Consider the following 24,179-nt stretch of genomic DNA (forward strand, 5'->3'; position numbering starts at 1 on the left):
TTTACTTTCTTCTCTAATTTGATAAAAGTTATCCTATTAAGATGGAAATTTTATTTTTATTGGTTCAAACTTTTAATGAAAGGCTTAATAAAAAACTTATAATAATCTTCTTCAATTGTATAACCAATAAAATGACCTTGATTATCAAAACTCACGGGATACTTTGTTGAAATCTCAAAATAATTCTTTTTGTTTCTCTCAATATTTTGGACTAAAAAAGGATTTTCAATATCATCTGAAACAAGCTGACTTGTAATGTAATTTTTATCCTTATTTACATAAATTTGGATGTGCTTATCTGATTTATATTCAGCTCTTTCAGATTTCGATAATTTGGCATATTCAAATCCGCTTCCTGTAAACTCCTTTGGTTTTATATATTTCCTATTTTCACTTATTTCAAATTCCTCAATTCTATAATTTTGATTATTTAAGTCTATAATACCTATTTCATTTGAATATGGCATCAAAACATATAATTCATTGTTTCCAACAAAAAACGCTAATTCATTTACATTATCATTTACCCTTCCTTTGTGAATTTCTGAAAAATTGTCAGAACCAATAACCCCTTTTATCACTGTAAACTCCTTTACATTATTCTCCATCAAAGAATAACAGCTAAAGTAGCATGTCCCATTTTTATCGACTTCAATAGTTTTACATTTATTTTTTTCTGGAAAAACATGTCTCATACTAATTTTTTCAATTTCTTCGCCCAAATAGCTATACTTAACAAACTGTCCAATATCTTTTATTAAATAAAAATAATCTTGAAAAAGAAAAATCTCTTCAGGAATTCCACCAATGATTGTTCTGGAATTAGGCTTGATTAACTGTTTTTCCCAAATTTTTCCATTTTCATTTATGATATACAAACTTTGCCCTTCTAAGCTAAATTGATTTAATGCTACAAATTTTCCATTAAGGAATTTGACCTTTGAAAATTTTCCAGAAATATCTTTAATTGTTACTTTAATCGTTTGATTTAAATTTTGGTAATTTTGTTTTTCGCTAGAATAGCAAGAAAATAAAACTAATAACAGACAAATAAATATATTAATTTTCTTCATGATTTAAATTTTTTTTCAATTTTGCAATATGGTTAATTGGAATTGAGTCATAGTGTCCTTCGTTTAGCTTATATAAGACGGGGAGACTTTGAAACAGCTTAAGTTCCCAAGCTAAATAAGTACTATCTATGATAAAAAAATCTATTTCTTCAATAAAATTAACTGATTTAACTTTCGATCGAGAAATAACAACAGTGGTAACATCAGAATTTTCAAAAACTTTAGATAAATTCTGAAACTCGGAATAGCAAACAGGGCATTCATCTAAGCCTATAAAAAATATGGCTTTCCCATGATTGATTTTATTAATTTTTATAAATTCATTTAACCTAGAATCCAAATTCTTTGCATTTGGCTTGCATGATATAAGCAAAAGAAAAATCAACGATGTATTTAAAATATTATTCATTGAACTTGATATAATTCATATGAAATTTTATTTTCTTTGAGTTCTGGGTTTAAACCATTTGATAATGGAAGATATAACCCTTTTTCCCCAACAAAGCTTTGTGTAGGTTTATATTTTTTTGCTGGAAAGAATTTTTCAACAATGATTTTGAAATTTTCATCTAGCACCACAATTACAAATGGAAAGAAATCAAATCTATGTATTCCTGGAATCTCTTCAACTTTATCTTTGGGTTTAGCGAAATAAATTCTGTAATAACAGTTCCTAAATCTGTCATATTTAATACTATAATATAAGTTGGATCCCATCGTCTCGTTGGGAAATGAAAATTCAGCATAATCCAATTTCGATGGTCTCAACTTACTTTTGACATAATAACTTTTCTTTATTTTGTAATCAAAATCATATACAAACACGGAGTCTAGTAAATCCCATGAATACACCCAGTTATCTTCATGTCCCATAATTCGAGAAACAGAAGTACTCGGACTATTCCATGTTTTATCCCAAAATATAGGTGGAAAGCCAGAGTACTTTTCAAAAGAAATATCTAGGCTATCTATTCCAAATTTGCCTGCATGAAGTACATCTTTATTAAAATTATCTGGATTTTTATTGTCCATTAGCTGGTAACTTAAAAAATAAAGATTTTTATTTTTATAATAAGTTGGGTTTTTTGGAATTGAAACATGGTTTATAAGATCTTTTGCTGATTGCTCCTTTACCCCCGGCATATAAGAATTCTTAACCTCCCCTAGAGAATTAATTAATAAAGTCCCTCTAAATGTCCCTCTTCTATATAAAAAAATTGAATCTGAATTGACAAATGTAAAGCCTTGAACATATCCCAATCCAAAAGGTCCATCAATTGGAATTGGAATAGTTTCCTTTTTATTTCCTGATTCCAAATCGTAAAAATCTAAAGAATTATTTACTTGATTGATTACAACTAAACACTCTCTTTCATTCCAATTTACAACATCATAATAATAAAAATTGTAATCAGTTTTATCATCAAGATTAATTTCAAAACTATCTTTTAAAGTGAACTCTTGATCATAGTCAAGTTTTTCCTCAATGTTTTTACAGGAAATAGTAAATATTAGAATTACAAAAAAACCTCTTAAAAATTTCATTTTAATAAAATTAAATGCGAACGACAATATTAAATATTGTCGCTAAATTAAATTATACTGCAATAACACAAGTGTCACTACAATCTTTACAAGATCCATCACCTTGATCTTCTGAGTACACTATAATATACCCATCATCATCAGGATCACCGACTTCCTCATAGCCTGGGCAAGCAGCATTCGCATAAAACCCAAAGGAAAATAAACTAGCCATCAATACACTAAACATAATTTTTCTCATAACATTTTTTGTTTAAATAAATGATTGATTAAAATACTTTAAAAATGTTTCCACTTATTAAGTCGTTTACAAGAAAGAAAGAAAGATAGATAGAAAGAAAGAAAGAAAGAAGCAAGTTTTTAGTTCATAAATTTCTATTTAGCTTAAAAAATTGATATCTAATCTGTTGACTATTTTTTCAGAGAGAATTTATAAAATCAGTTGATCATTTTCGAAAAAAAATTAGCTTTATGTATTTAACTTTAGATTATTCTGATGATAAACTTTATGCTTACTTGAGAGAGGAAACATATCAAAGGGGTTTGAATTTTAAAGAGGCTAGTGATGATATAAGCTTTACACTCCATTACTCAGACGAAGATCGTCAAACCATTGCAAAGACTTACAATATCAAAAGGACAGATATCGAAGATGGGGTGTTTTTGATAAAACTTTAAAAATAAAGAGGCTGATTCAAGTTGAATCAACCTCTTTATTTAATTCCTTTCCAATCTTTTTATTTTCTTCTGAATGCAATCGGATCAGCTTTTTCCCTATAATTCAACACATAACCATCTGAATCAATATCTCCTAAAACTCTTAATCCTGAAACATGCGGTGCCGCCATTGATGTGCCTGTTTCTCCTCGATACCCTCCACCTTTCCAAGTGGATACCACTCCAATTCCAGGCGCTGCAAATTTGATAGGTTCTCCATAGTGAGAAAACCACGCGCGTCTATCTCTCGAATCTATCGCTGATACAGTGATTGTATATTTACCTTGTATTCTCGCTGGGCTAAATTCTGTAGCAGGCAAATTTGAGTTTCCAGAAGCAATAACCATCCAAATTCTTCTTTTTTCAGAAACATTGAGAACGGCATCATCTAAAACACGGCTGTTATCAAAACCTCCAAAGCTTAAATTCGCAACATCACCTGGGATACCTCTTACTCCAATATGTTCTATGCCTGCTACCATTCCAGAGTAGCTGTAAGCTGCCCAAGGCCCAAAAAATATCTTAACAGGTACTACTGGCACACCTGCTGCTACTCCTACTACACCAAAGTGATTATCTAAGGCTCCGACTGTTCCAGCTACATGAGTACCATGACCATGTTCATCATCCATGTTCCAGTCCTTTTTCTTTGGATTATAGGCATCAAAACCTTTTTGCGTATTTACATTCAAGTCGGGGTGATCTAAATCAATTCCAGTATCCACGATAAAAACACTATGTCTTCCTTGATAATCGAAAGGGCCACCCACTCTTGTTATACCCCAAGGAACTGTTTGTGTACTTGTTATTGGTTCTTCTGGCTGATTTTTAGGATTATCATTTGGTCTGCCTAGCATGCCCATTCTGTCTTGCTCCACATATTTCACACGTGGATCTAACTTAATTTCTTCAATTTTTTCTTTGGATATTCTTGCTGTAAATCCAGTCAAGGCCATCGTGAAAGTCTTATCCAAATCATCTGAACTGATTTTATAACTTCTCAAAAAGTCTGAAGCTTCTTTTCGCATGGCTGCCTGAGAACCTTCATAATTATTTTCATCAATCCTAAAACTAAGTTGATTTTCATTAAAAACTACAAAATATTGCCCATCTATGGGTTCTGTTTTGTAATTGGGAAAAGTTAATACTTCAGATTCCTCATTAATTAAAGAATCTCTTTCCAAATCCTCAGCACAAGACATGATAAGTCCAAGTGCAAGAAACAAATACCCAACCTTTAAACTTCTGTAATTTCTCATTTTATTAAAGTCTTAAAACTCAAATATACAAACAAAAATGTATTTCATAACAAGTTTATTGTTTTCAATTTTCACTTAAGTCAAAAGTTATCTTATAAAACAAAACCTGCCTGAAGTAAACTCAGACAGGTCAAATTGGTTTGGATTCAACTTTATAGAAGACTATAATTCATCCCAATTCCAATCCTCATTCATTTGATTAATCGCATGATGTGCTGTGAGATCATACTGACATGGGACTATCGATACATAATTATTTGCAATAGCCCATTCATCGTTATCCTCACCTTTGTCAAAATTCACGAAGTTGCCCGCCATCCAGAAGTATTTTCTTCCATTCGGATCGAATCTTTCTGAAAATTCTTCCTGCCACTTCGCATGTGCTTGTCGGCAGATTTTGATGCCTTTAATCGCTTCATTTCTCTTAGGTGGGAAATTCACGTTTAAAGCTACACCTTTTGCAATACCATTATCTAATACTTGTTTTGCGATTTTATAGACATACTCTTCTACGTGACTGAAATCAGCTTTGGAGGAATAATCGCACAAACTGAAGCCAATCGATGGGTAGCCTTCTAAAGCACCTTCAATAGCCGCTGACATCGTACCAGAATATAAAACAGAAATAGATGTATTGCTCCCATGATTGATTCCACTTACGACCAAGTCAACTTTTCTATCTTTCAGTACATAATGCTTTGCAAGTTTGACGCAATCTGCAGGAGTACCACTCGATTTGTATGCTTGTATATCATCGAAAATATCCTCCTCTGACAATCTAAGCGTTTCACCAATGGTAATCGCATGTCCCATTCCTGACTGTGGACTATCAGGAGCTACGACAACTACTTCTCCCAATTTCTTCATCACATTGACTAGGACTCTAATTCCTTTTGAGGTAATACCATCATCATTTGAAACTAGAATCAAGGGTCTTTTAGACATAAAATTTTATTTTATTTGATTGTAATATGCTGTAATTCTTAATAGGTCTCCTCTTTTATCGTGAGAAAGTCTGTTTTTTCTCATAAAGAGTTTTACCTCATCTTCTCGATCATCGAAAAAGACCATCAAATCTCTTTTTTTCTGAGAGTATTTTTGAATCTCTCCATCTTTGAAAAAATAATAATTGAATGCCAATCTGAAACCCATCCCCATTGGTGCACCCCACATAGGATTCATCATCATCGAACCATACATTCCCATTCCTCTGTTGTCATTTGCTATATATTCTCTACAGAGCAATGCCACGTCGTTACCTTGTGTAAGGACTTCAAAGAATACTGGCGTTTGATAATCAGTGGCTAAAGCATATGGTAGTGAATAGAATATTCTTACTCCGCCATATACTTCATCAAAAATCTCAAATTGCGATACATTTGAAGCTCCAAAGGTTTCAACACCTTCTCTTTGTAACTGAACAATGTTATTTTCTAAATCATACAATACCAAACCAGTATATACTTGCCCTTCCACTGTAACAACCTTTCCCTTATGCCAGATTTGCGAAGGGAATTTGTTTTGTGCAAATCCAGAAAGGATGATACCTGCGGTGAAAAATAGAAGTAAGAAGATCTTTTTCATTTGTTAAATTTTTTGATGAAGTAACATCTTAATAACGAATAAAAACGAAAATTGGTTGATCCCATGGAGCTGAATAAGAAAATTGTGGATTAGGGATTAGTGGAATAGTTGATTAGAGATTAGGGATTGGTTGAGTAGTGGAATAGTAGATTAGTTGATTAGGGATTAGTGGAATGGTAGATTAGTGGGATAGAGATTAGGGATTAGTTGAGTAGTTCATTAGTGCGTTAAGCGCTAACTTATGCGATACCATAAAAACCAACTATTTACTTAATCACCTAATCAACCAATTAAACTCATAACTAGATTCACTATTTTACCTAATCAACTAACAACCAATTCAACTACTCACTCAATTAACTCTTTCAGAAACTTACTTCTTCAGGATCGAATGCCCCATTTGATCGCGTTTTGTCTCCAAATACTTCTGATTATGCGGGTTAGAGCCAATTTCAATAGGCAATTGCTCAACGATCTCTAGTCCATATCCAAGAAGACCAACACGCTTAGTAGGATTATTGGTAATCAATCTGATTTTGCTAACTCCTAAATCTCGCAATATCTGTGCACCCACGCCATAGTCTCGCGAGTCCATTGGAAAACCTAGGGCAAGGTTGGCCTGAATAGTATCCATTCCTTGCTCCTGTAGCTTGTAAGCTTTTAATTTATTCACTAAGCCAATTCCTCTCCCCTCTTGATTCATGTAGAGCACCACACCTTTTCCTTCTTTCTCCACCATTTCCATGGATTTTTGCAATTGAGGACCACAATCACATCTACAAGACCCAAAAATATCGCCCGTCACGCAGGAAGAATGAACTCTTACCATTACAGGCTCGTCTTCTTTCCACTCACCTTTGATCAAGGCCATGTGGATTTCTTCCGTGTTTGTCTGCTTATAAGCGATCAGATCAAAATCGCCAAATTTTGTAGGCATTTCAACTCCGATTTCTCTTTTAATCAAAGATTCATTTTTCAATCTATACGCGATAAGGTCTTTGATTGAAACCAATTTCAAATCAAATCTTTTGGCAACTTCAAACAAATCAGGAAGTCTGGCCATGGTGCCGTCTTCATTCATGATTTCGACCAAAACCCCAGCAGGTTGTAGGCCTGCCAATCTTGAAAAATCAATCGCTGCTTCTGTGTGACCTGCTCTTCGTAGTACGCCACCTCTTTTGGCTTTTAGCGGAAAAATATGTCCTGGCTTGCCCAACTCATCTGGGTGGATGGAGTCATCTACCAAAGCTTGAATAGTTTTTGATCGGTCACTGGCAGAAATACCTGTAGTACATCCATGACCGACTAAGTCTACAGATACTGTAAACGGTGTTTCAAAAGCAGCTGTATTGCTTCCAACCATCAGCTGTAGCCCAAGTTGATCGCATCTATCTTCGATTAATGGCGCACAAATCAATCCACGACCATGTGTAGCCATAAAATTGATAATCTCAGGAGTTACTTTTTCAGCAGCACAAACGAAGTCCCCTTCATTCTCTCTATCCTCATCATCAACGACAATGATTACTTCTCCATTTTTTATTGCTTCTATGGCTTCCTCAATGGAATGCAGTTGATTTTCTTGCGACATAATATTATTTTGAATGCTATTAATTAGGGTTTGTAAAATTACAAGTTTTATGGGATTAAAACCGACTCAAACCAATTAATGTTTGGTCTAGTTGCTGATTACGATTCCCAGTTGTTTGTCTATTTCAGTCTGATATCCTTTCAATTCCATATAGACTCTCAAGAGATCATCCATGGAATCATTGGCATCTTTACGGTCCTGAGCTTCTTTTATTTTGAACCTTGCCTCTTCGAGCATCTTTTTGACCACTTTCTGTTTCAATCTCAGGATGTTGTCATACACCGATTTAGCTAAATCGTCGGCCTCAGTAATAGTAAATATTTGATGCCTTTCTTCCCAAAGTTTAGAGATTTCGTGTTTTCTTGTGATCATATTGATGATCTCTTTTTTCACATCAGCATCAGGAGAATTTAGAAAATATTCTGGCTGTGGTAGCATATCTACTGCCAAAGCATCTTTATATAAATTCAAAATCTTGTTGAAAACAGGAGTTTCGAATTTCAATTCTTCTGTCTCCTGAAGCAAGTAAGCACAGACACTTAGCTCGTCAGATACCATCTCAAATCCATAATTGACGAGCATGCGCATCATTTCTCTTTCTTGCGCTTCGAGTTGTGTGGTATAGGAAACTGGCTCTTCTTGTGTTGGAAGAAATTCTTCAAAAGGTGTTTCTTGTGTATCCTGATCTCGCTGATCTCTAAAATATTGATCCTTTTGGACCTTAAGGATGATCTTATTCAATTCTACTTGAATGATCTCCTCGTCTATTTCAAGTAGGTTGGCAGATTGACGAACGTAAACCGTCCTGATAATCGGATCAGGGATTTTGGACAAACTCAAAACAACCTGCTTGATCAAGTCAGCTCTTTTGACAGGATCATTTGTGGCTTCTTCTGCATGCAAGCCAATCTTGAATGCGATAAAATCCTGAGCATGAGAAGTCAGGTATGTATTAAATTCCTCTGAGCCTACTTTTCTAGAATAACTATCAGGATCATCTCCATCCGGGAAAACCACGGCCTTGACATTCAACCCACCTTCGAGTAGCAAATCTATACCCCGAAGAGAAGCTTTGATCCCTGCCGCATCTCCATCAAAAAGAACAGTCACATTATCTGTAAATCTCTTGATCAGCTTGATTTGATTTTCCGTCAAGGAAGTCCCAGAAGATGCTACCACATTTTCGATACCGGACAAATGCAGAGATACCACATCCGTGTAGCCTTCTACCAGGTAGCAATTGTCCTTTTCTCGGATAGATTTCTTTGCCTGAAACATGCCGTAGAGCACATCACTTTTGTGATAGACTTCTGTCTCAGGTGAATTAATGTATTTTGGTTGCTTTTTGTCTTGCGTAAGAATCCTCGCACCAAACCCAATTGGTTTTCCGCCAAGATTATGAATGGTGAACGTCACTCGCCCTCTAAATCTGTCATACAATCTAGAAGGATCACCTTCTTTCTGTAAGATCAAACCTGCTTTGAGGAGAATTTCTTCTGAATGTCCAGCAGCTTTCGCTGCTTTGAGCAAATGATCCCATCCTTCAAGCGTGTAGCCAAGATCAAACTTTTCAATAATCGCTTGACTAAATCCTCGTTCTTTGAAATAGCTTAATCCGATAGCTCGTCCTTCTTCTGTTTCTAGGTTTTTGACGAAAAAATCCTTTGCAAAATTCAGTGCGATGTAGAGACTTTCTCTTTCATTATAAGCCTGAATATCCTCAGGAGTAGAGGCTTTATCTTCTTCGATTTCAATACCATATTTCTGTGCGAGGTGCTTGATCGCTTCACCAAAACCTATGCCCTCAATATCCATCACAAACTGAATAGGGTCGCCAGCTTTTCCACAACCAAAGCATTTATAAATTTGCTTGGCTGGTGAAACCGAAAAGGAAGGTGATTTTTCATTATGAAAAGGGCAACAAGCCCAAAGGTTCTGTCCTTTCTTTTTCAAGGGGACATAATCATTCACCACATCTTCAATGTCTGCTCTTTCTCTAACTCTTTCTGTGGTGGCTCTACTAATTCCCATAAAAACTCAAATCTAAGAGTCAAAGATAAAAAGTATTCCTGCAAAACATAAAGTGGTTTGAAGAAACTATTTGAAGGTTTGAAAAGTTAAAACCTTGACAAATAAAATTCTGATAATAGAAAACTCAGTGGTTTTATTTAGAATAATTATAGACTAACTTGCACAAAAATTCGTACACTTTATTCATGAGCTTAACAAAAGAAAAAGTCCTCCAAGCACTCTCAACAGTAGAAGATCCAGATTTAAAAAAGGATTTGGTCACTCTTGGAATGATCCAAAATATAGAAATTGAAGGAAATAAATTGAGTTTCAAAGTGGTATTAACCACTCCCGCTTGCCCACTCAAAGAAGTTATCAAAAATAATTGTATTGAGGCATTGGAAGATGCGTTTGGAAAAGATGTGGAGTTGGGTATTTTTATGACTTCCAATGTCACTACAACAAGAGACAATACTCCTCTTCTGCCCCAGGTAAAAAACATCATTGCAATTGCTTCAGGAAAAGGTGGTGTAGGGAAATCCACAACAGCTTGTAATCTTGCTGTTGCGCTTGCAAATACAGGTGCAAAAGTAGGCTTGATTGATGCTGATATTTCAGGACCATCGGTTCCTACGATGTTCAACGTAGAAGGTGAGCAGCCTTCTGTGAAGCAGGTAGATGGAAAAAACATTATTATCCCAATAGAACAATATGGAGTAAAGTTGATGTCTATTGGTTTTCTAACCCCTTCTGATTCGGCTGTAGTATGGAGAGGTCCGATGGCGAGTTCCGCTTTAAAACAATTCATAGGTGATGTAGAATGGGGAGAGTTAGATTATTTATTAATCGACTTACCTCCAGGAACATCAGACATTCATTTGACCATGGTGCAAACCATTCCTGTGACTGGTGCCGTAATTGTAACAACACCGCAGAAAGTAGCTTTAGCAGATGCGACCAAAGGGTTGACCATGTTCAAGCAGCCACAGATTAATGTGCCTATCTTAGGTGTTATAGAAAATATGGCTTATTTTACGCCAGCAGAACTTCCTGATAACAAATACTACATATTTGGCAAAGAAGGAGGAAGAAAACTGGCAGAGAAATTTAACGTTCCATTCCTTGGAGAGATGCCAATTGTGCAAAGTATTAGGGAAAGTGGAGATACAGGTTATCCGGCTGTATTCAAGGAAGGTCTTACCAAGACTGCATTTTCAGAACTTGCTGAGTCCGTAGCCAGACAAGTTGCGATTAGAAATGCTGAGAAAAGTAAGACGGAAGTTGTTCATGTGAATGGTTGAAAAGTTAACGGATAACTGTCAAACGGTCAACAGACAACGGTCGACCGATGATGGAACGCATCTAGAAGCAACAATTTAAGGTTGTAAGTAGGAAAAGTATACCTACATAAACCTAATCTTGAATAGAATATCGATTGAATAAAAATAATGCTTGGCATTATCAAGAATATAAAGATTACAAAAAATGGAAATGAACGATAAAATTGAGCAAGCATTAGACAGTATCAGACCTTATTTAGAAGCTGATGGAGGCAATGTGAGAGTGGTTGAATTGACAGAAGATATGGTTTTGAGATTAGAACTTACTGGAGCTTGCAGTTCTTGCCCTATGTCAACGATGACATTGAAAGCGGGTGTAGAAGAAGCCATCAAAAGAGCTATTCCTGAAATTATTAGGGTAGAGGCTATCAATGTCGCAGTAGCATAACGTTAGCTCAGAATAAGATGGTTAGGATATTTCAAACTTCATGGATAAGAGTTTTCCTATCCATTTCCCTTTTCTCGCTAATAAGTACCAATACTTTTTCTCAGAACTTTTTCGGAAAGCCTTTTCAACATGTTCATGATGAAAAATGTGCTTCTTCCCATTTAGAGAAAATGCAGGAAGAGGCACTTGGTATTTACGGAAGTAGAGATTATTTTGAATCTTGGATGTCTGGAAAGATTGAAGAAATATCCAAGAAGCCATCCATCCAAAATAGAGTTAAGAATGAAAGAAGAGTTATTCCTGTTGTAGTTCATATTATCCATAATGGAACAGCAATAGGAGAAGAAGCGAATATTCCATTATCTCAAATCACTGCTCAGATTAGGACGCTTAATGAAGATTTCAGAAGACAGAATCCCGATCAAAACCTAACCCCAATAGAATTTGCCTCTGTTGCCGCAGACGCTAATATTGAATTTGTGTTGGCAAAAGTAGATCCTAATGGACTGCCTACAAGTGGCATAGTAAGGGTTCAGGGTCCACAAAGTGTCTACAGTCCCAATGACGCCCCATTGATATCATCGATTTCGTCATGGCCTTCTGAGGATTATTTAAACATGTGGGTTTTACCCATCACCCCACCTTTTATAGGATATGCTACATTTCCTGTATCAGATTTGCCTGGTTTAAATTTTTCTCCAAGCTCAAGAGAAGTAGATGGAGTGACGATGGATTACAGGTATTTTGGAGAAGGAGGTAATGCTGTAGCTGGTTCTCGTGGAAGAACTACGACTCACGAAGTAGGTCATTTTCTTGGTTTAAGACATATTTGGGGTGATGCTAATACAGGGCAAGATGGTTGTTCTGTTGATGATTTTGTCGCTGATACTCCAAATCAAGATTCCGATAATAATAATTGCAGAATCAATAACCCTAGATTTTCGTGTGGTTCAAGAGACATGACGGAAAACTATATGGACTACACTCCAGATGCCTGCATGAATTTATTTACACGAGGTCAGGTAGGAAGAATGAATGTAGTTTTAGAGTTTAGTCCAAGAAGAGGTTCTTTGATTAATAATTTCGCAACTATTGATCCTCAGGTTCCTGATTTAGATCTTTCAATTGAAAACATCATCAACCCTCAAGATTTACTGTGTAGCAATACACTTGTCCCACAAGTTGAGCTTTTGAATCGTGGGTTAAATGTCATCAATACAGCAAGAATTCAGATTTCTTTCGGAGGTAATGTTCTTGAGACAAGAGATTTTAATTTGAACTTGTCACTAGGTGAAAGAGCAACAGTATCCTTCAATTCAATCAATATACCAGGAGATGGTCAGGCACTCTTTGAAGCAAGGGTACTTTTAGTAAATGAATCGGCTGACGAAAATCCTTCAAATAATGTTCAGACAACTAGGCCTCTCTTGCAACCTGAAATCAATATCCCTTACCTTCTAGATCTTTCAGATTCTGAGAATGATTGGCTTATAAGAAATCCTGATGCGAGTTTCACTTGGGAAAATATTACCCTTCCAATTTCTGGAGTCAATCAAAACCTTCTTTGGATTAGACATTATGAATATGAAGGCATAGGTGAAGAAGATTTCTATATTTCACCGTCTATCAACCTCAGTGAATTTCCTAACGCCCAGTTGACTTTCAATATGGCACACAGTCCATTTATAGCTGCAGGTTTCTCAGACTTTCTTTATGTAGCGGTTTCGACGGATTGTGGAAACACCTTTAACATTATCAATGCTCCTTACAACAAGGACAGTAATCTATTACAAACTATTGCCCCACAGGAAAATGAGTTTATTCCTACTTCTAACAATCAGTTTAGAAGAGAAATACTCAATCTTTCCCAATTTTCTGACTTTGATAATATTAGGATCGCGTTTATAACACAGAATGGCTACGGAAATAATATTTTCTTGAAAGACATAGAAATCCTATCCGAAGAGACATATAACTACAAGATTGATTTGAATAGATTAGTTAGTCCGGGTCCAATCCACAACGGCTCTCAAACTACAGAGGTGGTGGAAATCACGAACACCGGTAATCTTCCTATTAACAGTTTTGTTTTACAAAGAAGAACGAATAATGGTTCTCCTCAGAGTTTTGTCGCGAGAGGTCAGCAATTGGAAGTAGGTCAGTCCATCAATGTAGAAATACCAAATTCCCTTGTAGCGACGGGGGTTTCCAGATCTCAGTACAATCTACTTTTCCCAAATTTTGATCAAAATCCTGGAAATGAATCGCAGCTCGTTCAATTTACTGAAAAGAATGAAAATACAATCAGAGCTCCATGGAGACAAAATTTCAATCAGTCTACAAGTTTACAGCCTTGGTCGAGTATAAATATTAACACCAATATCAATACTTGGTCAGTCATTCCTGTTCAAAGTGAGGCTCAAAATGTGGTTACTTTGGGCAATACCAGTGCTTCTAATAGCAATTGGCTTGGATCGCCAGTTTTTGATCTTTCCATCAGTAGTCAGGCAAGTGTATTTTACAGTCTCGCTGCGAGTAATCAATCTGCTAATACTATTTTCAAGGTAATGGCAAGTGAAGACGGAGGTGTGACTTATACTGAAGTCGAGAGGAAAATGGGATCTGAAATCAACACGATAGCTTCAGGAATAGTAAATCCAAATAATAGGTCTGAATACAGAAGAGAATTTATTGATTTGAATGAGTTTGCAGGAAGAGGTCAAAGAAATGTTAGAATTGCATTTGTTGTTGAAAACGGAAGTCAAAGCAATGATCCAGTTTATATTGATGATATTGAGCTCTATCTCTCTTCAAACCCTGAACCTGTGGATCCTGGATTAGGCAACACAGTCATTTTCCCAAATCCAGCTCGAGAAGTGTTTAATATTGCATTCAATTTTGCTACTTATGAAAATGTGAATATTCAGGTTATCTCTTCTTCTGGAACTTTGGTTCAGGACATTGATTATCCGAATACTTTGAATCAGACTTACAGTTTCTCCACACAGTTGTTTTCCAAAGGGGTATTTATCGTCAAAATAACGAGCAACTCTTTAACCGAAACTAGGAAGTTGATCATACATTAATAATGATTTGTAGGTTGTTTACGAGACGTATGTGTGTCGAAGGTTAACGGTCCACAGCAATCAAATAAAGTATTCATATTATTTTAAGTGATTATTAATAAGAAAGCGGAAATACTTAATGATTCAAGTGGCTCTTTGTGGACGATGTGTCAGGTAAAAAATTTATTTGTGAGTAGGTAATTTTCATTAGGCACATTTATTGGTAAAAAAATTAAATATAATTTTACCTTTATACGTTAGTTAAAAAAATCAAGCACTTCATGAGCAAAATAACAGATTCACTCAAAAAGGTCGGGATTCATATCGGCATTATTTTAGGAGTAATCGTCCTTCTCTCTTTTGTTTTCTTAAAAATCTTTTTGCCTTCGTACACCAATCATGGTGAAACAGTATCTGTTCCTGATGTCACGGGGTTTCAATACGAAGAAATTGAAAATTTTCTCAGCACGAGAGATTTGAAATATGAAATCAATATTGACAGTGGGTTTAATGCGGAATTGAAGCCTTTGACTGTACTCAAACAAACACCAAAGCCAGGGAATAAGGTAAAGTCAGGTAGGAAAATCTATTTGACATTGAATTCAAAAAATGCGCCTTTGCTCAAAATGCCTAATTTGGTAAATAGTCCTTTGAAAAATGTACAGGAGATCCTAGCTAATATTGGATTGGTAAGAGGAGAAATCAAATACGTTCCAGATATTGGTATCAATGTAGTTTTGGAGCAAAAGTATAGAGGACGAAATATCCCTGAGGGGTTTGAAATCCCGAAAGGTTCACAAATAGATTTGGTTGTAGGTGATGGATTAGGGAATCAAATTTTAGATGTTCCAAATCTTGTAGGGATGGATGAAATAGATGCTGAGTTTCTCATTATAGGCTCTGGTCTTCGCATGGGAAGAATCAACTACGTCACTACCGATACGGTTCCTCAAGGCACGATCGTTCAGCATTTACCTCCTGCTGGCGCCGAGGTAAAGACTGGAGAACCTATTGATCTTTGGATATCAGAAATTAAAAGAGAAATGAATTTTTAATGACTAATAAATATTTCATAGGATTATTTTTTGCTTTCATACTTGTTTATTCAAGTATTGATCAAGCTTTTGGTCAATTTCAACAGCTTCCTACTCCAAAGAAATTAAGTTCATCAAAAAACATTCAATTTAGAATAGCAGACAGCACGCCTCTTTCAATCCCATTTTGGGATGATTTTAGTTCTGCAGGTATAGATACAAGTTTATGGATTTCAGAAGGTGTAAGCCACTCCTTTACTATCGGTAACCTTGCTCCTAGCCTTGGTGTGGCTGTTTTTGATGGCATAGCTGCTGACGGTAGACCTTATGAAAATATCCCTACTGCACAGGGGATTACAGATCAACTTTTCTCTAGGGCGATTGATCTATCTGGATTAAGTGAATCAGAAAAGCAAACTGTCTATCTTAGCTTCTATTGGCAGGCTGGTGGAAAGGCAGAAATCCCAGATGTGAATGATCAAATTGTATTGCAGTTTTTGAATGAGAGTGGAGATTGGGTAGAAGTTTGGAATCAATTTGGAGCATTAGAAGCAGAGCAATTCTTCTTTACACAAGAAACCATACAGGTGGAAGAAAGCTTTCAACACGAGGCTTTTCAATTTAGATTTCAGGTTAGAGGAAGAGCTTCAGGACCTTTTGACAGTTGGTTGATCGATTATGTTTATTTGAATAAGAATAGGTCTTCCACTAATCAAGCTTTTTTTGATAGAGCATTGACTCAAGTGAATGCCCCTGCCTACACGAAATATTCTGCTGTTCCTCTTTTTGAATTGCGAGCAGAACCTGAGTTTTATTTGTCTCCTACTAGCAATGAGTTCAATAATCTTGAGAATAGATTTAGAGCTATGGAATACACCATTGAGTTTAGAGAAAAGGAAAGTCAAGAAGTTCTTTTAAAAGTAAATAACAATACCCCATTCAATCCTGTGCCTTTGGCTTTAGAGCGAAGGAGTTTTAATAGTAATCCCATAGCTTCACTTCCCCTTCCAGAAGAAGTAACTGATTGGGAATTGGTAACCTATCTCAGTTCTGGGGACGGGCCACTTTTTCAAATTGTCGCAGGAGATAGTCTTTTTTTTCCTGAAGTAGATTTTAGGAAAAATGATACAGCAAGAACAACAGTACCTCTAAGAGACTTTTTTGCTTATGATGATGGTCATATTGATTATTCAGCGGGAATCAATCAAAGGTCAGGCATGCTTGCTGTGAAGTATGAAAAAACACAATTAGCTTATCTAAAAGGAATCAGCATCAACTTTACCAATTTCAATCAATTTGGAAGGGGGATTGATGTGATGGTGTGGAATGATTTGGATTCTAATCCTATTTATGTCAAAGAGGCCTTAATTCCAAGCAAGGAAAATGTGGAAGAGTTTGCCTACTTTGAAATTGATGAAAACATCTTGCTTGGTGATGTTTTCTATATTGGTTTTACGCAGTTCACCAATGATTTTGTATATGTTGGACTAGATAAAACGAGAGATAATGGAACTGAGATCTACTACAATGTAGCAGGTTCATGGCAGCAAAATGAATTTGTTGCAGGTTCCTTGATGATGAGACCACATTTAAGCGAAACTCCTCCAATAGAAGAGACAGATGCAGCTATTAAAGGGGAGTTATTCATCTACCCCAATCCAACAGTTGATGTATTGAGAGTAAATGGGGTTTTTGAGTTGACCGGAATCATTGATCCATTTGGTAGATCAATAAAAATCCCTGTTGAAGACGTGGGTAATGGTAAAATACTTAATTTTGCGAACTCCATGCGTGGTTTATATTTAATCAATGTCTTGGAGCAGGGCAAACCTAAATCATACAGAATTTTAGTTAAATAAGAAAATGGAAGATATAACAGTAGAAGAATTAAAAGAAAGACTTGACAAGCAGGAAGAATTTGCATTTATAGATGTTCGTGAGGAGTGGGAATATGAAGAAGATAATCTTGGTGCTTTAAATATTCCTTTGGGAGCCCTCCCCCATCAGTTGGGCGAAATTGATCAATATAAAAATCAAGAGTTGATCATTCATTGTAGATCAGGTGCGCGAAGTGGCAATGCAAAGAAGTTTTTAGAGACCAAAGGGTATTCCAAGGTAAGGAATGTGCTTGGAGGGATCGTTGCGTACAGGGAGCTGGAGGATTAGTTAATTGGGGATTGAGTTATTGGTGAATTGAGGGATTGGGTTTATAGGGGAAGGTTGATTGAGTGATTGGGGACTGGTTGATTGGGTTATTGGTTATTAGGTTAATTGGGAAGGTTGATTGAGTGATTGGTTATTTGTATTTATTGCGATGATAAGTTGAGTTTTACATTGCAAAGTAGCTAAAGTATTATCATTGACTATTCAAACTTGTCCTTTTTTATTCAAAGATGAAAGGCTGCGGGGTGAAGCAGAGAATAAATATTAAAATCGCGATCCAACCAATGATTTTTCTATTTCTACTGAGTTCTTTTGTTCCGTTAACTTCTGGGTGGGCAAGTCCCATAACTCTCCCTAATAGTAATGCATATAATAACCAACCTGAATAACCTTGAATAGTTGGGATCATGAAAACAAGTAAATATTGCACGGAAGCGATTAAAAGAACGATCATCCATTTATTTTGCTCTGATAAATCAGCCCTTCTAAAACAGATATAAAGAAAACCGATGTATAGTGGAATCGTCCACATCAGCGTATCGATAGATTCAAATGGGTTGAGGACACCCAATCCTGCATAAAAAACAAATACCGTGTAAGCTGCCAAAGAAATCCATTTATGATGCTTGGGAAACAAGCCAAAGACGATATGTCCACCGTCCAATTGTCCTATCGGGAGAAGATTGAGAGCGGTAAAAAACAAAGCCAAATACCCTGCAAATAGATAAGGAAAATGAATGATTTCTGACATATTTGGCATTTTCTCGGGGTCTGCCAAAGTCTTTTCAAAGATGAAGAACAATAAATTGTAACCCATCTCTAATGTCAGGTAGCCATCTGCTTCACTGTGCCCTTCAAAATTTGGGTCTAAATACTCAGGATGAATCTCGTAAATGTAATCAGCATCGGGCAGATTCGTGAATCCATATACTAATACAAAAATAGCCACAATAAATCCAGCCAAGGGACCGGCTACGCCTATGTCAAAGAATTTTTTCCTGCTATTGATAAAACTTTTCATTTGAATCACTGCACCGAAAGTTCCTAAGGAAGGTGATCCTAGAAAACCCAACCAAGCTGGGATAAAATAAGGGAGTGATGATTTTACTTTATAATGTATAGCAGTCAGCAAGTGTCCCATTTCATGGACAAATAATATTCCAATAAACGGAATGGAAAAATGCAGTGACTTCAGAAAATATTCTTGCGTAAGCAAACCTTCTCCTTCTCCTAAGATACTTTTTCCAAAAAGCCACTCTGCTCCTGCTAAAGTTGTGGCGATTAGGGTTAAAATGAAGAGTGTGGTATGTATAAGATATTCCTTTTTAGAGTACATTTTCAAAAAAATTGATAAGTGCTTTTGGATGATCGATCAATTGTGTTTGATATCCAACTTTTTGTGCGCCCATTAAGTTCTCTGCTAGGTCATCAAAGAACAATATTTTTTGTGGAGCTGTATTCAGCCTTTTCGCAACCTCTTCATAGATTTCGACATCAGGCTTAGCCATCTGAAGTTCATGGCTAAAATATACCTGATCAAAAAGTGGGTGTAAGGAAGGTACTTCAAATTGTGTTAATAGAATTTCATCGAGTCTTTGAATGTGTAATTCGTTGGTATTGCTTAGGACAGCTAGTCCAAACCGAGTTCTTAATTTCTTGATCAGATCGATTCTTTCCTCGGGAATATCTTTCAATAAGCTGTTCCAAATATTGTCAATTTGATCATCTGACCAATCTTCCATAAAGTGGTTTCTGATCTCAGATCTAAATTCTGGTGTAGAAATAAGACCTCTTTCATATTGCTTATGAAATTTACTTGGAAAAAATGCAGTAGTAAGATGTTTTTTTTCTTGAGGGAGTAATTTATTTAACTGATTGATTGTAAACTCATAATCTATGTTAATGATTACATTGCCCAAATCGAACAACAAAAAATCAATATTTTTAATACTTTTCATGAAGCTGTAAGTTGTAAATTTAAGTTCAAATATGTAACATTGCAGTCCCATTTGCAAGGTGCTTATCTAGAAAGTTCTTGTAATTAAAGTTCAAAATATTTCGGGCCTATAGCTCAGTTGGTTAGAGCTTCTGACTCATAATCAGGAGGTCCCTGGTTCGAGCCCAGGTGGGCCCACAAAGCCGAGGTTTATTCCTCGGCTTTTTTTATTATTTTTATTCTTATGAAATCTTATTTTTATATTCTTTATAGCGAAAAACTCCAGCGCTTTTATTCAGGAATCACCACACTAGATGTTCATGATAGATTAGAAAATCATCTTAATAAGGTTTATTGGTTATTAGCCAATTAGTTATCAGTGCATCAATTGGTTTAAAACACGACAATTGTTTGGCTATTGGGGAAAAGCGGATACACATATAAATTAATTTATGCTTGGGTCCCTATCGTCCGGAGAGGAAATATTTATTTCTAATGATACTCACATCCCGGACTCTTGGTTGGATGTATGAATGCCTTGACCATGCACGGCGGCGCATTTCGGTTGTTGTGACTATAAATGTTTTATTAGCGCCTTCCCGCAATTCTGCGGGACAAGTTGTACATGCCTGCCACCCTTTGGGAGGGCTAATAGATATATATCCCCGATGGGGATGCTTTAATTGACTATGGCTTTAAGTTAACAGGTTTTACCTGAGGGAAATAAGCTTTGGTATTAGATCCTTTTGGGATATTTTTTGGGTGAACTTTTGTCAATTCTTGCATTAAGTTTACTTGGGAATGGATATCAAAGCGTAGTTGCAAACTACGCCTAGTTAACTTGGGGGTGGATATGAAACCCTAGTTGCAAGCTACGCCTAGTTGATTTGGGGGTGGATATGAAAGCGTAGTTGCAAACTACGCCTAGTTGACTTGAAAATGGATATGAAAGCGTAGTTTCAAGCTATGCCTAGTTGACTTGCGTGTGGATATGAAAGCCTAGATTCAAGCTATGCCTAGTTGACTTGGGGGTGGATATGAAAGCGTAGTTGCAAACGATGCCTAGTTGATTTGGAAATGGATATGAAAGCGGGCATAAATCATTGAACTGAGATCTAGAAAAAATGCACACTAATTTTTTATTATTAAATTTTAATTTGGTTTAAAAAATATTGTAGCTTGGACGAAAATTGTAATTGCCCGCTTCATGACGTTATCTACTTTCTTTTTCTTCTGCTTTTATTCATTTTCCCTACTTAATTTTACTTCAAATGAAACTCTTATTGAACAACAAGATGAAGTAGTACATCAGGAAATCAAAAAGCCAAAATCTATCGAAGAAATTGATGCCATGAATAATCATGCGTTTTCTTTGAAAGGAAGTTATCCGGATTCATTGTTTATTTATGCCGGCATCGCACTTGAGGCAAGTGAGCAATTAAACTACCAAAAAGGAATCGCTCATAGCTACACCAACTATGGGGTCTATCATTATCAAAAGGCAAATCATGGACAAGCCGTCGAGTTCTATTTGAAGGCAAATGACATCTATAAAAGGGAGAAATTGCTGAACAAATATGCTAGCACGAGCAATAATATTGGCTCGGTTTATTTTAGAGAAAAGGATTTTGAAAAGGCTTTGGAATATCATCAGAAAGCGATAGATGTTTCTGATGAAAATGAGAGTCTCACCAACCTTGCAAATTATAAACTCAATAAAGCGACTGCCCTAACAAAGTTAAAGTCCTTTGAAGAAGCCTTACCCACTTATTTTGAAGCGATAAGAGACTTAGAAAAATCAGGAGAAAATATTTACATAGCCAATGGCTATCTCAATTTAGGTAATCAATTTGGTGCCCATGCGCAATTTGATTCAGTAAAGAAATACTTCGATAAGGGACTAATAACAGCAGAGAAAACCACTGATTTTGAAACTTTATCTTATGCCTATACCAGTCAAATCAGATACTATACGGCAATTGAAAAACCTAGTGATGCCTTAAAGTATGCGGAAAGGTCTTTAAAAAATTCGCTTATCTCAGGTTCAAATTATAATATTTCGGAGGCCTATTTTGCTGTTGCTGGTTTACAAGAAGCCACTGGGGATATAAAAAGAGCTTTAGAGAATTTGAGGAATCACCATATGTATAAAGATTCGCTCAGAGAAAAAGAGCAAACGCTTCAAATTGCTAGGTTAGAGGCTCAGAAAGCAATTGAAAAAGAAAAAGCTTTATTTGATTTAGAATTGAAAAATAAAGAGGAGAGTAATCAACAAAAAGCATTGATCATTACGCAGCTTATTTTTTTAGTCTTTACGGCAGTGGTTCTATTTATTTTAGTTTCCAAAAATCTCAAAAAATCAAAAGAGCGAAATCAGATTCTTTCTGTAAAAAATCAAGAAATTGAGGAGCTTGCAGCTAATCTTAAAAGTCTAAATAATCATCAAAATCAAATTTTCAGCATTATTGGTCATGATTTGAGAGGCCCGGTTAACTCTTTGATTACTGTGACCGATTTGATTTCAGAAAAACAACTCGATCAGGAAGAACTTGCACAAATCATCCCTCGTCTAAGTTCGGAGATCAAAAGAGCGGGAATCACTTTAGAAAATCTATTGCATTGGGCATTAAGTCAAAGAGAGGGACAATCTATCCATCCCATAGACTTCAATTTGAAATATTTATTTGAAGAAATCATTGCTTCTTTACAATATGCAATTGATCAAAAGAAGCTTCAAATCAAGCTTCAAATCCCCAATGAAATCAAGCTACATGCTGATAAGCAAATGATTGAAATTTCTTTGAGAAATCTTATTTCAAATGCTATTAAATTCACTAATAATAATGGTTCTATCTCTTGCATTGCAAACATTGAGGACAATAAAATCTTTATACAAATCGAAGATACTGGAACTGGTATTGACTCTGAGACTTTAGAAAAATTGAATCAAAATATTCTGATTTCGAATTTTGGGACTCAAAATGAAAAAGGGACGGGTCTGGGCTTAGCACTCTGCAAGGGGTATATTGAGAAAAATAAGGGAGCTATAAAAATAAGTAGTGAAGTAGGTGTGGGCACCAAAGTCGTGCTTCGTTTTGAAGCTTAAAATCTATTATGTGGTTTGATTCCGTGAACCTCTAGACTAGGGAAATGGAGTTTGGAAGTAATCAAGCAGCATATAGACTTGAAATAGGTGTGTGTAAGTATTCAGGATGAAATAAATTGATTCTCACTGTTCAAAGTCAATCTTTTTGCTTTTTTAACAGCCTTCCGATACAAGGAAAAAGCTTTTAGGACGATGAATTCAACACCTTCGGTGTTGGGAGTTTTATGTGGGATGGCCTTTTTCCCCAGGTTTCGCCTGGGGTTAATAACCGTTGGTATTGGATCCCTTCGGGATTTTTTGGGTGGCCTTTGTGATCCACTGGTTATACTTGAGACAAACAAGTGTCTCTATTTGATCCCTTTGGGATATTTTTTGGGTGGACTATGTGTTGCTTGGTTTTTTAGAGCTTTTGGAACGATGAATTCAACACCTTCGGCGTTGGGAGTTTTATGTGGGATGGCCTTTTTCCCCAGGTTTCACCTAGGGTTAATAACCGTTGGTATTGGATCCCTTCGGGATATTTTTTGGGTGGCCTTTGTGATCCACTGGTTATACTTGAGACAAATAAGTGTCTCTATTTGATCCATTTGGGATTTTATGGGCGGACTATGTTTTGCTTGGTTTTTTAGAGCTTTTGGAACGATGAATTCAACAACTTCGGCGTTGGGAGTTTTATGTGGGATGGCCTTTTTCCCCAGGTTTCGCCTGGGGTTAATAACCGTTGGTATTGGATCCCTTCGGAATTTTTTGGGTGGCCTTTGTAATCCACTGGTTATACTTGAGACAAACAAGTGTCTGTATTTGATCCCTTTGGGATTTTTTGGGTGGACTATGTTTTGCTTGGTTTTTTAGAGCTTTTGGAACGATGAATTCAACGCCTTCGGCGTTGGGAGTTTTATGTGGGATGGCCTTTTTCCCCAGGTTTCACCTAGGGTTAATAACCGTTGGTATTGGATCCCTTCGGGATTTGTTGTGGGTAGTCTTTGTGATCCACTGGTTATACTTGAGACAAACAAGTGTCTGTATTTGACCCCTTTGGGATTTGTTGTGGGTGGCCTTTTGTCAATTCTTGAATTGGGTTGATTTGTGAAAGGATATGAAGGCGTAGTTGGAACTACGCCTAGGTTGGGATATTTTTTGGGTAGCCTTTGTGATCCACTGGTTATACTTGAGACAAATAAGTGTCTGTATTTGATCCCTTTGGGATTTGTTGTGGGTGGACTTTTGTCAATTCTTGCATTGAGTTTAATTGGGAATGGATATGAAAGCGTAGTTGCAAACTACGCCTAGTTGACTTGGATGTGGATATGAAAGTGTAGTTACAAACTACGCCTTGTTGACTTGGGGGTGGATATGAAGGCGTAGTTG

At 36.2% G+C, this 24,179-nt stretch carries 20 protein-coding genes and 1 tRNA gene; 10 read left to right on the top strand and 11 right to left on the bottom strand.

Annotated elements, in window-relative coordinates; translation table 11 throughout:
• Positions 1-56: 56 nt before the first annotated feature.
• The 4 genes from IEV57_RS03950 to IEV57_RS03965 are packed head-to-tail and all read right to left on the bottom strand — an operon-like array spanning position 57 to position 2,859.
• The gene (locus IEV57_RS03950) at positions 57-1,073 is read right to left on the bottom strand and encodes a hypothetical protein (RefSeq protein WP_188439894.1); all 1,017 of its coding nucleotides are present in this window, start codon (positions 1,071-1,073) and stop codon (positions 57-59) included.
• Positions 1,060-1,482, bottom strand: a complete 423-nt coding sequence (locus IEV57_RS03955; protein ID WP_188439896.1) for a hypothetical protein — start codon at positions 1,480-1,482, stop codon at positions 1,060-1,062. The genes IEV57_RS03950 and IEV57_RS03955 overlap by 14 nt, the downstream gene beginning before the upstream one ends.
• Positions 1,479-2,618: a DUF4221 family protein gene (locus tag IEV57_RS03960; RefSeq protein WP_188439898.1), complete on the bottom strand. Its 1,140-nt coding sequence runs from the start codon at positions 2,616-2,618 to the stop codon at positions 1,479-1,481. The genes IEV57_RS03955 and IEV57_RS03960 overlap by 4 nt, the downstream gene beginning before the upstream one ends.
• Before the next feature lie 52 nt (positions 2,619-2,670).
• Entirely contained in the window at positions 2,671-2,859 is a 189-nt protein-coding gene (locus IEV57_RS03965) for a hypothetical protein (protein WP_188439899.1), read from the bottom strand.
• Positions 2,860-3,089: 230 nt separating this feature from the next.
• Between IEV57_RS03965 and IEV57_RS03970 the strand changes: the two genes are divergently transcribed.
• The gene (locus IEV57_RS03970) at positions 3,090-3,296 is read left to right on the top strand and encodes a hypothetical protein (protein WP_188439900.1); all 207 of its coding nucleotides are present in this window, start codon (positions 3,090-3,092) and stop codon (positions 3,294-3,296) included.
• 59 nt (positions 3,297-3,355) lie between these two features.
• Here IEV57_RS03970 and IEV57_RS03975 read toward each other — a convergent pair whose 3' ends face one another.
• From IEV57_RS03975 to dnaG, 5 genes are all read right to left on the bottom strand, one after another.
• On the bottom strand, positions 3,356-4,594 hold the full coding sequence (locus IEV57_RS03975; RefSeq protein WP_188439901.1) for a S8 family serine peptidase: 1,239 nt from the start codon (positions 4,592-4,594) through the stop codon (positions 3,356-3,358).
• Positions 4,595-4,756: 162 nt separating this feature from the next.
• A complete protein-coding gene (surE, locus tag IEV57_RS03980; RefSeq protein ID WP_188439902.1) occupies positions 4,757-5,539 on the bottom strand; it encodes a 5'/3'-nucleotidase SurE in 783 nt (260 codons plus the stop codon).
• Positions 5,540-5,545: 6 nt separating this feature from the next.
• Positions 5,546-6,178: a hypothetical protein gene (locus IEV57_RS03985; protein ID WP_188439903.1), complete on the bottom strand. Its 633-nt coding sequence runs from the start codon at positions 6,176-6,178 to the stop codon at positions 5,546-5,548.
• A 373-nt stretch (positions 6,179-6,551) separates the two neighbouring features.
• Entirely contained in the window at positions 6,552-7,769 is a 1,218-nt protein-coding gene (locus IEV57_RS03990) for a bifunctional 3,4-dihydroxy-2-butanone-4-phosphate synthase/GTP cyclohydrolase II (RefSeq protein WP_188439905.1), read from the bottom strand.
• 87 nt (positions 7,770-7,856) lie between these two features.
• Positions 7,857-9,800, bottom strand: a complete 1,944-nt coding sequence (gene dnaG, locus IEV57_RS03995; RefSeq protein ID WP_188439908.1) for a DNA primase — start codon at positions 9,798-9,800, stop codon at positions 7,857-7,859.
• 185 nt (positions 9,801-9,985) lie between these two features.
• Here dnaG and IEV57_RS04000 point away from each other — a divergent pair, with 185 nt between their 5' ends.
• The 6 genes from IEV57_RS04000 (at position 9,986) to IEV57_RS04025 (ending at position 17,772) form a co-directional block, all read left to right on the top strand.
• Positions 9,986-11,080: an Mrp/NBP35 family ATP-binding protein gene (locus IEV57_RS04000; protein ID WP_188439910.1), complete on the top strand. Its 1,095-nt coding sequence runs from the start codon at positions 9,986-9,988 to the stop codon at positions 11,078-11,080.
• Between the two features lie 184 nt (positions 11,081-11,264).
• Positions 11,265-11,507: a NifU family protein gene (locus IEV57_RS04005; RefSeq protein WP_188439912.1), complete on the top strand. Its 243-nt coding sequence runs from the start codon at positions 11,265-11,267 to the stop codon at positions 11,505-11,507.
• A gap of 17 nt (positions 11,508-11,524) precedes the next feature.
• A complete protein-coding gene (locus IEV57_RS04010) occupies positions 11,525-14,593 on the top strand; it encodes a T9SS-dependent choice-of-anchor J family protein (protein ID WP_188439914.1) in 3,069 nt (1,022 codons plus the stop codon).
• Positions 14,594-14,853: 260 nt separating this feature from the next.
• Complete coding sequence (locus tag IEV57_RS04015; protein ID WP_188439916.1) at positions 14,854-15,627, top strand: PASTA domain-containing protein; 774 nt, start codon at positions 14,854-14,856, stop codon at positions 15,625-15,627.
• Positions 15,627-17,465, top strand: a complete 1,839-nt coding sequence (locus IEV57_RS04020) for a T9SS type A sorting domain-containing protein (RefSeq protein ID WP_188439918.1) — start codon at positions 15,627-15,629, stop codon at positions 17,463-17,465. Before IEV57_RS04015 ends, IEV57_RS04020 begins: the two co-directional genes overlap by 1 nt.
• Before the next feature lie 4 nt (positions 17,466-17,469).
• Positions 17,470-17,772: a rhodanese-like domain-containing protein gene (locus IEV57_RS04025; RefSeq protein WP_188439920.1), complete on the top strand. Its 303-nt coding sequence runs from the start codon at positions 17,470-17,472 to the stop codon at positions 17,770-17,772.
• A 217-nt stretch (positions 17,773-17,989) separates the two neighbouring features.
• On the opposite strand, the gene IEV57_RS04030 is transcribed toward IEV57_RS04025, so the two are convergent.
• On the bottom strand, positions 17,990-19,105 hold the full coding sequence (locus IEV57_RS04030) for a site-2 protease family protein (RefSeq protein WP_188439922.1): 1,116 nt from the start codon (positions 19,103-19,105) through the stop codon (positions 17,990-17,992).
• Complete coding sequence (locus IEV57_RS04035) at positions 19,095-19,727, bottom strand: HAD family hydrolase (protein WP_188439924.1); 633 nt, start codon at positions 19,725-19,727, stop codon at positions 19,095-19,097. Before IEV57_RS04035 ends, IEV57_RS04030 begins: the two co-directional genes overlap by 11 nt.
• Before the next feature lie 102 nt (positions 19,728-19,829).
• On the opposite strand from IEV57_RS04035, the gene IEV57_RS04040 reads away from it, so the two are divergent.
• From IEV57_RS04040 to IEV57_RS04050, 3 genes are all read left to right on the top strand, one after another.
• Positions 19,830-19,903, top strand: a tRNA-Ile gene (locus IEV57_RS04040).
• 1,009 nt (positions 19,904-20,912) lie between these two features.
• On the top strand, positions 20,913-22,811 hold the full coding sequence (locus tag IEV57_RS04045) for a tetratricopeptide repeat-containing sensor histidine kinase (protein ID WP_188439926.1): 1,899 nt from the start codon (positions 20,913-20,915) through the stop codon (positions 22,809-22,811).
• 1,086 nt (positions 22,812-23,897) lie between these two features.
• Entirely contained in the window at positions 23,898-24,101 is a 204-nt protein-coding gene (locus tag IEV57_RS04050; RefSeq protein WP_188439928.1) for a hypothetical protein, read from the top strand.
• Positions 24,102-24,179 lie beyond the last annotated feature (78 nt).

Source organism: Belliella aquatica (assembly GCF_014637795.1).
GTDB classification, from domain to species: domain Bacteria; phylum Bacteroidota; class Bacteroidia; order Cytophagales; family Cyclobacteriaceae; genus Belliella; species Belliella aquatica.